Below are 13,123 nucleotides of genomic sequence, written 5' to 3' on the forward strand. Positions count from 1 at the left end.
CTGCATTCTATTAGATATACTTGAGAATGCCTCGCTTCCTTAGAAAAGCAACAATCTGTTCGACAGATTGATCTAGCGACTGCACTGATGTATCTATTTTCAACTCCGGGTTCTCCGGCAACTCATAATCAGAATCGATACCCGTAAAATTTTGAATTTCACCGGCGCGAGCCTTCTTATACAGACCTTTAGGATCACGCTGTTCGCAAGTGCTCAGCGGCGTAGCTACATGAATCTCGATAAACTCGCCGGGCTCTACTAGCCCACGCACCATTCGGCGCTCAGCCCGAAATGGTGAAATAAATGCCGCGAGAACCAGTAGACCCGAATCTACAAAAAGTGCAGCCAACTCACCTATACGACGAATATTTTCCTGACGGTCGGCATCCGAGAATCCAAGATCCTTATTCAATCCTTGCCTTACGTTATCGCCATCGAGCAGATACGTATGATGATTAAGCCCGAATAATTCCTGCTCCAGAGCATTGGCCAAGGTAGATTTTCCCGACCCGCTGTAGCCAGTAAACCAGAGGATGCATGGCTGCTGACGCTTCTGGGCTGAACGCTGTTGCTTAGTTATCAAGCTTTTGCTCCAAAGCAAATTATTTTTCATCTTGCATTCCCTGCCCTTTAAATGAACGAACCAACCAAGGAATAAGATAAAATAATTGCCTAACATGAAACCATGCAATTCGCCTGGGCTTGGCCACAGCTTTTAAAAAAATTGGTACTTCTTGGACCCGCCCTCCGTTGGCGAGCACCTCCAAAGTCAGAGTTCCACAGATGCAAGCGCCCTTCAACTCCAACCGCTTGGCAAGATCACTACGTATAGCCCTCATCCCGCTACCGGAATCGCCTACGGGTCCTTTCAAGGAAGCGAGCCACGTAAGGAAGCGCTCAGACGGTCTGACGATCTGTTGGCGATGCCCTTGCACCATGTCAGCTACGCCTTCACGAATGGGAGCAACCAAAGCGTCAATGCGTTCCAAAGGCATTTCACCATCTGCATCAATGGTGACGATAACTTCGGCGCGGGCAGCGGCAATACCATGGCGCAACGCCGCTATATAACCCTGATTTGAAGCCTGCCTCAGCACTCTTGCTCCGGCCGCCTCTGCAATAGCAGCCGTATCGTCGCAGCTGCCGTCGTCAACCACGATCACCTCGTCGACTCGGGACGTCAGCGCAGCAACCACCGCACCGATACGTTGCGCTTCGTTGAAAGCCGGCACTACCACTGTGACCCCATCAGAGTTCAACACTAAAGCCCCGCAACACGAGATTACTACCATCTCTAATTAAATGATCAGTATTTCTGTACAGCTTTCTATGTCCGATGGTCTCACGACATTTTTTCGCCCCACACAGGTAAACCACCAGATGGATAAAGCTCACTCCCAAAGTAACGCCTCGCTCGGACACTTTCGCGAAAAGCGCCGGGAACAGCCTGCGGGCACGTCGCGCGTAAAACTCGCCGAAGCTGAAACGCCCCTCCTCGATCTCATCCTTGATCAGGCGCGTGATTAGAAAACCACTGATCACGAAGAATACGTCCACCCCGACATAGCCGCCGGAAAAGGACGCGAACCCGGCGTGAAAGAGCAGCACGCTCATTACAGCGATAGCGCGAATGCCGTCAATATCCGGCCTGTAGTGTCTTTTCATCAACCTCACCAAAGTTGCAATCACATCGACCGCAGGACTATTCAGCCCATACGTCGACTCAATTTCTCGTATAACGACAGCAGATTCTGCTGCTCCTCGCCCCAGTTGAAGCCTGCGACGAACTCGCCTCCCTGCGCGGCCAGCTCTCGTCGCCAGGCATCGTCCTCGAGTAGCGCGAATAACGCCTCGAGCAACCCCGCAGGGTCATCCGCTCGAACCCAGAGGCCGCCACGGTCACCGACAAACTCGCGCCACAAGGGGAAGTCGCTGGCCACGAACGGCAAACCGCAGGCCATGTACTCGAACAACTTGGTGGGCCTGGCCGCTGCATGATCGCCTTCATCGGCGAGCACCGCCAGACCAACGTCGGCACGCATCATATGCGCCAGCACGGTTTCGTGCGCCTGCAGACCCAGGTAGTCCACATGCAACCAGGCCGGATGACGCATCGCCTGGTCAAGACAGGGCTCCAGCTCCGGGCCCAGCAACCACAGGCGGGTGGCCAGGCCCCGTGCATTGAGGCCCTGCAGTGCATCCAGCGCATTGAACAGCCCGCGAGCCCGGGACAGGCCGCCGGCATAGATCAGTCGATAGGGCCTAGCCTCGCGCGCCAGGGCCTCTGCCTGAGCGCGTACGCGCGCCATCAGCGTCGCGGACAGCACCGGGGCGTTGCGCAACAGCCGGCAGCGTTTGGAGAAACGCGGCAGCTGGCGCTCCTGCGTGACCAGCGTGGCATCCACACAATGGCTGAGCCCGCGCTCGGCCAGCGACAGCAGATACCCCATCGGCCAACGCAGCGGTTTCGGCAGCCAACTGCGCAGCAGCAGCCGCTGCGAATAATCCTCATGGGTGTCGTAGATCACCGTCTTGCCCAGCAGCTTGAGCAGCAGGGCCAGCGGGATCATATCGGGGTTGTGCAGGTGATAGATGTCGGCGCGCTGCGCCAGCGCCATGTGCAACACCCGCGGCAAATTGAGAAAGCGCTGCAGGCGGTTGCGATAAGCCGGAGCCGGCAGGAAGGTCACACCCTCGGCGACATGCTCCTGCTCGCAGCGCATCAGTGCCCTAACCCGGTAGCCCGCCTCGGCCAGGGATACGCATTCGCGTACAACCCGATTGCCCCAGGCCCGGTGGACCGGGGCAAGCATCAGCACGCTCGGCGGTTCGTGACTCACTCCTGCAGCCTCGCCGCGACATTGGGGTGACGCCGCAGCCACTTCTCAGGGCTCTGGCAAAACGCCTCGTACTCGGGCATAACCTGCTTCGGCCGGCCATCGAGTATCAGATGCCCCCGCTCCAGCCAGACCACCCGGCTGCAGAGCTTCTTGATCTGGTTGGCGCTATGAGAAACCATCACCACGCATTTCGCCTTGCCCTTCATCTCGCGCATGCGCGCCTCGGCCTTGTGCCGGAAGGAGTCGTCCCCGGTGGAGAGCACCTCGTCGAGAATCAGCACATCGGGCTGGATCACCGTGGCGATGGCGAACGCCAAGCGGCTGCGCATGCCGGCCGAGTAGGTGCGGATCGGCTCGTCGATGAACTCGCCGATCTCGGAGAACTCGATGATCTCGTCCAAGTGCTGCAGCACCTCGCGCCGCGATAGGCCCAGCAACGCCGCGTTGACGAACACGTTGTCGCGCCCCGACAACTCGTTGTTGAAGCCGATGCCGAGCGACAGCAACTGAATCCGCCCATGTCGCTCGATACTGCCCAGGTCGGGCTGCAGGATACCGGCCAGCAGCATGCCCATGGTGCTCTTGCCCGAACCGTTACGCCCGACCAGCCCCAGCACCTCGCCCTCGCGCAGGGTCAGCGACACGCCCTTGAGCGCTCTGAAATCTCGATCCTGGCGCTGGCGCAGCCAGGTATGCAGGCGCACCCCGCGCCGATAGGACAGGCTGACGTCGGCAACCTCGATCACCGGCTTGCCGAGCGGCTGTTCCTTGCGCACCGCTGCCGACTTCTGCACCGCGACGACCGGAGCCTTGACCACAGGTAGCGGAAGCTCTGCGCGCGGCGCCTCCACGACCGGCGAGGCCGGGCAGGACTGCGGCCGGGTGGCATCGACCAGCAGCGGTGAGTCGCCAACGACGCGGCAGATATCCGCCGCAAAGGGGCTCAGATAGAATGGCGCCGGGAAACGGAAACCCGCCACCTCCGGCAGCAGATAGAGTTTGTCCTGTGCACCGCTGCGCGGATCGAAGCGGACGATCTGCGACGCGACCTTCTTCTTCTCGTCCTTCTCGAAGTTGAAGAACCCCGCGTACAGGCCTTCGCTGTCGCCGGCCAGCCCGCGCAGATTGATCTTCAACCCACGCGCGGCGAAGCTCTGGTTCGTCGCCTTGGCCTGCAATGTCTCGCCACCGGCGGCCAACGGCAGGCCCAGCAGGCTGCCGCGCTGCACGTCCAGCACGAAGTAGCGACCATGGAGGAACAGACCCGAATGCGGCGTCTCCAGTTGGTCCAGCAGCAACTCGCCGGAGTCGTAGCCGATCACGCTGCCGGCATCCGACCAGTTGCGAAACGCCACGGTCAGGAACAGCTCCCCGGCGGGATTCTCGCAAATACCGCGGATATGCCCGAAACCACTCTTGCCCGAGGCCTGGGCCGGCACCTGAAAGTGCTTCGGGGCGATCTGCCAGAGGTGGCGACGACCGAGGAACTCGCCCTCCAGGTCAAACTCCTCGATGCTCGCCAGAGCATTGCAGGCCACCAACAAACGCCCCTTGCCGGCGGCGTAGTGCACGGCCAGCAGCCCGGCGTCGGGGCGCTTGTCCAGCACCCATTCCGGCAGCACCACCTCGCGCTGCAAGCGGAACCAGGCCTGGCCCGGCCCCGGGCTAGGGTCGATGGCGTAGATCCGCAGGCTCGACGGCGTCGTCACATACAGCCGGTTCCCCACGCAGCACAGGCCGCGTAGCTGGGGTTGGCTCAATGAATTGGAGAGATCCTCGATCTGCAGGTACTGCAGCCCCTGCTCGCTATCGAACACACCGATAGCCGACTTGTTGTCGAATTCCGAATGCAGCGAAAGAACCAAACGTGCCACATAAACCCCTAGAGCATCTTCACGATTCGATTGCTGCACAGCCGCAGATACAGCAGCCCCACCTGCACCAGCAGCAACGCCAGCGCCAACTGCACGCCGTACTGCAGCCAGTCGAACATCCCCCCGTCGAGAATCACCCGGCGAAACGCCTCGATGATCCAGCCAATGGGGTTGAGCTCGAACAGCAGCTTGGCAAAGGCGGGAATGTTATCCGCATCCAGCACCCGTGAAGTGGGGTACAGCACCGGGCTGAGGAAGAACCCGGCACGAATGCCATACGCCACCAGCTTCGCGGTATCCGCGAAGAACACCTGGGTCACCGCCACGAACAGGCTGACCGCATAGGCGATAAAGAACACCAGCAACAGCAGCGGCAGCACCGCCAGGGATTGCACGCCGAGGGTCGCATAGGACCAGCACATGACGATCAGCATGCCCACCGAGGCGAAAAACAGCTGCACCGTACAGGGCACGGCGATCAGCAGGCCCATTGGCGTGCTGGTCTGGCGGATGATACCGCGGTTCTTGCTGATCGCCGTGACCGCAGCGGTCAAGGAGCGCGCGAAGAACTGCCAGGCGACGATGCCGCACAACACGAACAGGTGGTAGTTCTCCCCCCCGCGCTGAAACACCACTCGGATGATGAAGAAGTAGATCGCCATCATGATCAATGGGTCGAGAAACCACCACAGCCAGCCTAGGCGGGCCGAGGCTACGGTGGTCTTAACATTGACCGAGAATAGCGTTACCAGGGCATGATGGTAGTGCCGCAGATCCTTAAGCAGTTGCAGCATCAGCGGCCCCTGCCCTGTTCGAGTGTGCTGTTCATGGCTGAGCCAGTTCCTCGACCACGGCCCGGTAGATACGCTCGCAATTGCCGCCGTCGCGGTGGCTGAACAGTTTGTCTAGACGACCGCGCTTGTCGGCAGACATCTCGCAGCCGCCCTCCAGGCACTGCTGCAGTTGCTGCAACAACGCGTCCTCGGTAGTGACCAGTTCCAGCGCCAGATCGCGCTCGTAGTCCAGGTGCGGCGGCCCCGGCGGCTGCACCTCCCACTCGTAGCGGTCGAACATGTAGCCCAGCACCGGCTTCTCCTGATAGAAGAAGTCGTACATCACGCTGGAGTAATCGGTGATCAGCAAATCCGCCTCGCGAATCAGATGATGCAGCGGCTGATCGAGATCGCGGATCACATGAACCCGCGGCGAACCTTTCTCGAACTCGTCGATGAAATGCATCATGTTGAAATGCGGACGGAAATACAGCTCCATCTGGTGCCGCTCCAGCAGTTCGGCCAGGCGCGCGCTGGTGAGGAAGCTGTTCCAGGCGTGGTAGTAGCGGCTGGCCTGAATCTGATTCTGCCCCTTGAGCCAGCGCCGCCAGGTGGGCGCCACCAGAATCTTGCGCGAACGCTCGGGGCCGCGCCGAGGCGCCAGGGCATCCAGCCGGGCGATGCCGGTAAGCTTCACCTGCTTTGGAGTGAAACCATAGTGACCACTGAAAAACGCCTGCTCGATGCCGTTGGAAACGATCACCTGCGAGAAGTAAGGATAGTTCTTCCGCGTGTAGGTCATGGTCTTGTTGCCGGCCACACCATGCTGCAGGAACACGTTCAAGGTCTTGCGACGCAGGCGCGGCAGTGACTCGCTCGCATAGTCCAGGCCTCGGAAACTGTCGGTTGACAGCATCACCCGCGCGCGCCACAGCAGATAGGCGTGCTTCCAGGAGTACTGCGCCACCACGTTGCCCAGCGGCGCCACGATGCTCCAGTGCGGCGAGCTGCGCTTGAGCACGTAGAAGACCGGCAGTTGCGGGTAGGTTTCGCGCAGGTACTTGAACAAGAAGTAGCCGTTGTCCTCGGCACTGCTGGCAATCCGCTCGTCCATCAGCCAGATGGCCTTGTTCGGCTGCAACGCCCCGGCCAGCTTGGCCACCGGCGCCGCCGCGAAGTACTTGAGCATCGGCAGGCCCTTGACCGTCGACGCCAGCTTCAGGCATTTCGCCGCCAACAGGCTGATACGCGAGGCCACGGCAAATACCCGGGAGTTCTGGATTTTCTGCACCCGCTCGAAACGGGCCAGGCCCTGGAACTGCATACGCATCATGGGTTCGAAAAGCTGCGCCTTAGCGGCATCGGACTTGAGCAGGGTCAAGTAGCGCGGTGAGCGCGGGGCATTTTCATAGGCCACCAGCGCGTCGTACTCCTGAGCGCTGAGCATGATGATGCGCACTTGCTCACGCAGCGCATAGTCTTCCGCGGAGCGCATATCTTCCGGTGACAACTTTTTCACCAGGCGGCCGATGATGCCAAATATCTGCAGTTGCTCGTCGTATGCAGACTGCTTGATCACTTTCAAGAAGCGATTGCCTACCAGCTTCCTGACTTCGGAACGCAGCAAGCGCTGGTAGATATCCAACGCGCCTTTCTCGGCAAAAGGCCGCTCAAGGCTTTCAGTGACCGCTACGCGATCCTCGAAGAACTGCGGAGATATTCGACTGGTGCGCGAATCATCACGCCCGCGATAGTTGTAAACCACCTCGGGCAAGATAGTGATCACATCGCACTTCAAATACATCCTGGCCATGAAATCCAGGTCTTCGCCAGCCGTCCCCTCGGGGAAACGCATCGCGTGTTTCTCAATGCTTTCCCGACGGATCAGGCGATTGCAGGCACTGATGTCCTGTATCAGCGTCGGCATCTCGCCGATGGTGGTGCACTCAATCAGACGATTGAACTCACGCTGATGGACAGGGACCCCGATCCATTTGCGCCATTGACTAAAAGACTGCTGAATGCCGCAGACCATGTCGCTGCCATATTGCTTGGCGACTGCCACCATCTTCTCGTAGGCATCGACAGGAATAGTGTCGTCGGAGTCCAGAAAAGAAACATATTCGCCATTGGCATGGGCAAGTGCCAGATTCCTTGCTGCGCCCTGCCGCTTACGCTCCTGACGCAGCAGTTTGACTTGCGGATATCGCGCGCAATATTGCTCAACCAGTTTGTCGCCGCCATCCGTAGAACCATCGTCGACGACGATAACTTCGACTTCTTTCAACGTCTGGGCCAATACCGAATCGAGACATTCGGCGATATAGTCCGCTGTATTGTAGAGCGGAACCACCACTGTAACTTTTATGCCTGCATCAACCAAAGCAGTCATCTACTTACGCCCCGCCAGAACAGCCACAATCAAACTCAAAGCCCTGAACGGCAACATGACAGTATTCTTTCCGGGCTGACGTATAGCCTTAACACATAGAAGGGAAAACTGATAAGAAGTAGAGGACTTAAGAGCAAACAGCCTCCGACTCAATTGATCATTTTTCTTACGCTGCGCCTGAAGTCGCTGGCGAACATCCGATATATCTTTGGACAACCTAGAACTCTGCGCTTCGACTTTCGCCAAACGCAAAGACTCGACGCGCAACTCGGAATTCTCTTTAACCAAGCCGTCACTTCGCTCCCTCGCACTCTGAAGGGACTTGCGAAACTCGATAACTGACTTCTCTCGTTCAGAGAATTCTATACGTAAAACTCGTAACTGCTCCTCTAGGGCTATCTGTTTTTGCAGAAAATTTGCATTTTCTGCCAATGCCTGCTCTAGGGCGCCAGTTATACGCTCATCCACCGCAGCCTGCGGCTCTCTTTTGCCTTGTGCGTCTACTGTAGCCCGCAACGCATTACTTTTTTTATAGAAGGTCAATGCCAGCTCTGCCCAACCACTAAATTGATGCATAGCTGATCGGCACTCGAGCACCACATTCATCAGCGCGGCCCTATCAAAATCGGCTCCTCTGCACTTAGAAAGCTCAAAATACAGCTTCCGCACTAACGGATTTTGAACTTGATATTCACTGTAGGCCGAACGATTGAGAGCGGGTTTTACCTTTGACGTCGAAACAAACTCAGAGCTAGCCAAGTGCCCTTCTGGGTATATGTAGCCTTGCAGTTCCCGGCACAAGGAATCCGCTTTACCAGAGAAAAAATCCTCGTAGTGAACAACCATACAATTACCGCCAGTATGGAACAAAGCGTCACAGACCCTGATCAACCACACCAACTCGGCCATAATAAATGAATCGTCATATTGACGATTCATTGAAACGGCTACCGCGGCAGGGTCCCGCACTGCGAGCAAATAAATTGGCGCAAGTTTTTCCGTGTTGAAAACGCGCACCCAAAGCGGCATCAGTGAAGCCGTCAAAGGATCCTTGAACGCCCATCGATCAACGCCGGCCAAGCGCGCCGAAACGATTTCCCGAATGCTTCCTATGTATCTCCTCGAATTGAACATATCGAGAAAACCATCTGGAACAGGTAAATAGGGGTGCCCACCTATCTTTTTCAGGATTTCATGGTTGATGGCTACCAACTCGCGATCTTCATAATCCCCTTCGGGATTCTGATCACCAGTAATGGTACTCGCACCGGAAACGGTAGACACTCCCATTTCCGCCAGAACGCTCATCAACATCGACGTGCCGGATCGGCCAGGCCCCAAAACTATTACTGGACGGCTTTGCATAAAATCAACTCAGCGAACGATTAACGAAGTATTCGACTGTTCTATCGAGGCCATGCTGCAAATCGAACTGCGGCTCCCAGCCCAGCACCTCTCTGGCCTTGCGAATATCGGCATAGTTTCGCAGCACATCACCAATACGCGAATCCGTATTGGTGACACGCATATCTATTCCGTATCGAAAGAGCGAAGCCCGGATCTTCTCCACCAACTCCAACAACGTAACCTCGGCTCCGACAGCAATCTGAAAGACCTCACCGCCTATAGGCCGTTGCATAGCGCAGATAATCGCAGAGACCAAGTCGTCAATATAGATGTAGTCTCGAGTTTGACCGCCGCTACCATAAATTTCGCAGGTTTCATCATTCATTGCCTGCCGAATGAATTTCGCAACAACACTGCTCTTTTTCGCTGAATTAGGGCCATACACATTGCCGAAGCGCAAAGCGATCGTATTAATACCAAAGCTGTGGTAATAGGCCGAACAATATCCTTCACCGGCCAGCTTGCTGGCCCCATAAGGTGACACCGGATGCGGAGCGATCTCTTCGTGAATCGGCGGCTCCACAGCACCCGCCGGGGCCCCAGAAGAAGCGAAGACGAACTTTTTTACGCCTGAATGCCTGGCAGCTTCAAGCATATTCAGAGTCCCAATTACATTACTCTCCATATCGAAGCGCGGCTCTTCGACCGAGGGTCCAACGCCTGTATTTGCCGCCAAGTGGACAATGCAACCCACATCTTCGGTAGCAGCTTGAACACAAGCGAAATCCCGAATATCACCTCTGACGACATGAACGCCTGCAGCAATGCCTCCGACCCAGTCCTGTACTGAGCACACACCTTGCAAATCTTCAGGAGAGCCGACCGAAAAATTGTCAAGAACTCGAATATGCAGACCGGGGTTCAACTCAAGAAGTCTGCAAATAAGAGAGCGCCCAATAAATCCGGCCCCGCCTGTAATCAAAACAGCATCAGTCATGCTGGGTCATTTCCTTATAAGCTGGCAGTAGCTGGTCTCGCACAATGCTGGACCAATCAAAACGTTCGACACATTGCAGGTTCACGGCAGGGTCGGAAAGCGACTCGGAGTCACAGTAGATACGATCCAACGCGGCGACAATTGATCGAATATCGTTGCGAAAAAAAGCAAACTGAAAACCAAATCGCTTCGCATAATCTCGGTGTCCCACGGTATCAGACGCCAAGATCCTGATGCCTGCCGCAGCATATTCAAGAGACTTTAGCGAGGGAGCCTTGGCAAATAGATCGTCAGGGACATAGGCCACTCCGACATCATAGCCAGGTAATTTCTCGAGCAGGCTTTGTTGATCAATCGCGCCATGAAACACAACGCAGCTCTCGCCTCCAGCCTGGCTGACCCGTGCGCGTAACTCATCCAGTGCGTTACCCGCCCCATATATATCCAAATGCACCGGCTTTCGTAACTGTCGCGACCATGTGACAAAAGCGTCCACTAATATATCCAATCGCCTAGACGCAGTAACGCTGCCAATATATACAAATCTTTCTGGGCTACCACCACAACTCTCATGTCGACCACCTATTGAAGCCAACTCTACCCCGGGGCAAACCTCCCGAACCCGCCTGATACGCAGCGGTAGATTTTGGCTGATCGTTCGATGCGAATGCGTGAAAATGTGGTCATACAGCATCTGGCACGCAAAGTATCTAAACCTAACCCTAAGTCTATCGCGCCAAGCTGGGATTATAGGTGGAGACCTGAAATCCAACACCCACTTAGCGCTAGGCAACACGCCCTTCAATTTTTGTACATAAAAAAGACAATTAGGGGAGTGAAAGACATGCACAACATCGGGCCTGAAGTCCGCAAGCAAACGATACACCTGATACAGCGCGTCTTCCCCTTGCCCGGCTGGCACGGAGCAAACCCGCACTCGACCAACAGGCATGATTACCTTCTCATTGCCTTTTTTGGGAGTAGGCGCAATAACCATAACCTCGGCAAACTGAGAAATTTTCTCGGGAAAAAAATAACTAGCTCCGCCACCAAGAACACCGTATGTCGTACGAGTAATATAGGCGACTCTCATATAATCCCCAACACATCAGAAATGCCGCCACGAACAAGCTCGGCTCCTCGCTTTAGCTTGTCATGCCCCATAGCCCAAGTATGGCTTGACAAATCTGCACGCCGACTAACCACGATGTTCATTACATCCATACACATAACCTTTAGGCCATAATCAGCTGCAACCAGAGCTAAAAATGTATCTGCAGTAGCTACGCTAGCGTCCGGATACCTGGGCATGTTAGCGGCGGACTTCCTCAGCCCTATTGTATTCCCAGCTAGCCACAAGCTTTCACCTCCCAACTTTTCTGAGGGAAAAACCTGCAAATCCCGCATTTGTACACTCCGCGCATACAACTGTCGGTCTTCTTCAAAATATACAAACTTTGGTGGCTTGCCGTACATATCGCAATCAACAATACCAAGATGCAACATACTATCAAATAGATAATAAGGCCCGTAGTAGTCATCATCATCCATTCGAAATGTATGAGTACCGATTGCCAGTTGATATGCCAGATTCAAGCATGCGCCAGCAGACATCTCGCCCGGCAACGCAACAATCCTCTCGTTAGCGGCCAAACCAAAATCCTGATTCGCCAGGTCTGCCATATCGCCGTTATAGACAATAACTAGCTCTTTCTTCTCGTACAGCTGCCCTCGAAAAGTTTCCAACACTCGCGGAATGAAATCCTTCCTGTAGGTTGGCGCCAACACAGACGCCATAAAATCCGGTCCATTTTTTTGTTCCAGACCAAGATCTTGGGCAATCGTAGCCAGCCGCATCGCGTAGGTATGTTGAGCATTTACCTCACGCCAGGCTAGATGCGCCTGATGCTGCCAGGAAAGGTAGTCCTCCGCATCACGTTCAAGCTTAAGCCCTAATTCATCGAGTGAGGACGTCGAATAGCAGAGCCCCCCCCTGATATCGTCGCTCGGAATTTCCCCCAAATGATAAAGAGGCACTCGACAGGCCGCCGCTTCAACCATCATCCATTGCTGCTCAGTCTTTGCGATCACGGACTGGCTTGAGCTTAAAACTCCTTTAGAAAATTTAATCAGGTCCGGCTTATGCGCAATATCGACACTACCAAGTACACGCCAGCCCTCGACAGACAAAGAATTTAGCTTGCCGGCAAACAGCTGATTATTAGAGTCGCACAAGCTAATTCCTGCGCGCCTGAGATAATCAAACTTCTCCGCAGACTTTATGATATCTATTAGACCGTCGTAGACCACCCCAATATCGTCTTGCTCAGAATGAGATGATCTGTAGGGATTGAAAATCCTAGGCTGAACGGCAGGCAGCAGCAACTTGGCTGAAATACCCTGCCGCTCAAGCAGTATAAGTTCTTCTGGATCAGCACAGTAAACATGGTCCGCCAGCGCCGCAAAGGCAGCATAATTACTGTGGTACTGGCTATCTTTGGTAAACCAGTAGACTGTTGGAATCTCGTTACCCCTAGCAAACCCCAGTAATTCTCGCAGCTCAGCATTGGCGTCATTCTGCGTCAACTGAGCCATATACCAGTCGCGCGTAACGGTCTCAAAACACGACTCAATCAGAATAAAATCAAGCTTGGAATGCTCAAGAACAAATTTCCAGTTACTTGGCGTCAGAAGATGCACATTCGACTCGTAACGAAGTGCAGCATTCAACCGACCCGTCACTAGAGCGCCAATACTAAGCTCACCGCCAATAGCGTCAGAGCCAATAACCTCATCATTTCGCGGCGGGCAGTAGAACTTAATTCGACTCAACAACGAATCGTTGAGATCGCCATAACGATCAACAACATCGGACATCTTCTTCGCCTTATTAGTTGGCG

General features: G+C 55.4%; 10 protein-coding genes and 1 pseudogene. All 11 read right to left on the minus strand.

Annotation, left to right across the window (positions count from 1 at the left end; genetic code table 11):
* Positions 1–10: 10 nt before the first annotated feature.
* Complete coding sequence (gene cysC, locus NAO55_RS03345) at positions 11–613, minus strand: adenylyl-sulfate kinase (RefSeq protein WP_102840254.1); 603 nt, start codon at positions 611–613, stop codon at positions 11–13.
* A complete protein-coding gene (locus tag NAO55_RS03350) occupies positions 603–1,262 on the minus strand; it encodes a glycosyltransferase family 2 protein (RefSeq protein ID WP_197932475.1) in 660 nt (219 codons plus the stop codon). Before NAO55_RS03350 ends, cysC begins: the two co-directional genes overlap by 11 nt.
* 157 nt (positions 1,263–1,419) lie before the next feature.
* Positions 1,420–1,665 (minus strand): annotated as a pseudogene (locus NAO55_RS03355) (acyltransferase family protein); the annotation flags it as partial.
* A 41-nt stretch (positions 1,666–1,706) separates the two neighbouring features.
* The gene (locus NAO55_RS03360; protein WP_102840252.1) at positions 1,707–2,813 is read right to left on the minus strand and encodes a glycosyltransferase; all 1,107 of its coding nucleotides are present in this window, start codon (positions 2,811–2,813) and stop codon (positions 1,707–1,709) included.
* Positions 2,814–2,836: 23 nt separating this feature from the next.
* Entirely contained in the window at positions 2,837–4,714 is a 1,878-nt protein-coding gene (locus tag NAO55_RS03365) for an ABC transporter ATP-binding protein (RefSeq protein WP_180981642.1), read from the minus strand.
* An 8-nt stretch (positions 4,715–4,722) separates the two neighbouring features.
* Positions 4,723–5,508 (minus strand): ABC transporter permease, encoded by a 786-nt coding sequence (locus NAO55_RS03370; protein WP_102840250.1) that lies wholly within the window; start codon positions 5,506–5,508, stop codon positions 4,723–4,725.
* A 31-nt stretch (positions 5,509–5,539) separates the two neighbouring features.
* The gene (locus tag NAO55_RS03375; protein WP_102840249.1) at positions 5,540–7,879 is read right to left on the minus strand and encodes a bifunctional glycosyltransferase/CDP-glycerol:glycerophosphate glycerophosphotransferase; all 2,340 of its coding nucleotides are present in this window, start codon (positions 7,877–7,879) and stop codon (positions 5,540–5,542) included.
* The gene (locus NAO55_RS03380) at positions 7,880–9,187 is read right to left on the minus strand and encodes a sulfotransferase family protein (RefSeq protein WP_146030730.1); all 1,308 of its coding nucleotides are present in this window, start codon (positions 9,185–9,187) and stop codon (positions 7,880–7,882) included.
* A 61-nt stretch (positions 9,188–9,248) separates the two neighbouring features.
* Positions 9,249–10,223, minus strand: a complete 975-nt coding sequence (locus tag NAO55_RS03385; protein WP_102840247.1) for an NAD-dependent epimerase/dehydratase family protein — start codon at positions 10,221–10,223, stop codon at positions 9,249–9,251.
* Positions 10,216–11,316: a glycosyltransferase family 4 protein gene (locus NAO55_RS03390; RefSeq protein ID WP_102840246.1), complete on the minus strand. Its 1,101-nt coding sequence runs from the start codon at positions 11,314–11,316 to the stop codon at positions 10,216–10,218. The genes NAO55_RS03385 and NAO55_RS03390 overlap by 8 nt, the downstream gene beginning before the upstream one ends.
* Positions 11,313–13,100, minus strand: coding sequence for a CgeB family protein (locus tag NAO55_RS03395; RefSeq protein ID WP_102840245.1), 1,788 nt, complete (start codon positions 13,098–13,100; stop codon positions 11,313–11,315). The genes NAO55_RS03390 and NAO55_RS03395 overlap by 4 nt, the downstream gene beginning before the upstream one ends.
* Positions 13,101–13,123 lie beyond the last annotated feature (23 nt).

This window comes from Stutzerimonas frequens, from assembly GCF_024448335.1.
In the GTDB taxonomy this organism is placed as follows: domain Bacteria; phylum Pseudomonadota; class Gammaproteobacteria; order Pseudomonadales; family Pseudomonadaceae; genus Stutzerimonas; species Stutzerimonas frequens.

Coding starts and splice junctions, on each gene's coding strand:
- cysC (WP_102840254.1), bottom strand. CDS start 613: ATGAAAAATAATTTGCTTTGGAGCAAAAGCTTGATAACTAAGCAACAG.
- NAO55_RS03360 (WP_102840252.1), bottom strand. CDS start 2,813: ATGCTTGCCCCGGTCCACCGGGCCTGGGGCAATCGGGTTGTACGCGAA.
- NAO55_RS03370 (WP_102840250.1), bottom strand. CDS start 5,508: ATGCTGCAACTGCTTAAGGATCTGCGGCACTACCATCATGCCCTGGTA.
- NAO55_RS03375 (WP_102840249.1), bottom strand. CDS start 7,879: ATGACTGCTTTGGTTGATGCAGGCATAAAAGTTACAGTGGTGGTTCCG.
- NAO55_RS03380 (WP_146030730.1), bottom strand. CDS start 9,187: ATGAGCGTTCTGGCGGAAATGGGAGTGTCTACCGTTTCCGGTGCGAGT.
- NAO55_RS03385 (WP_102840247.1), bottom strand. CDS start 10,223: ATGACTGATGCTGTTTTGATTACAGGCGGGGCCGGATTTATTGGGCGC.
- NAO55_RS03390 (WP_102840246.1), bottom strand. CDS start 11,316: ATGAGAGTCGCCTATATTACTCGTACGACATACGGTGTTCTTGGTGGC.
- NAO55_RS03395 (WP_102840245.1), bottom strand. CDS start 13,100: ATGTCCGATGTTGTTGATCGTTATGGCGATCTCAACGATTCGTTGTTG.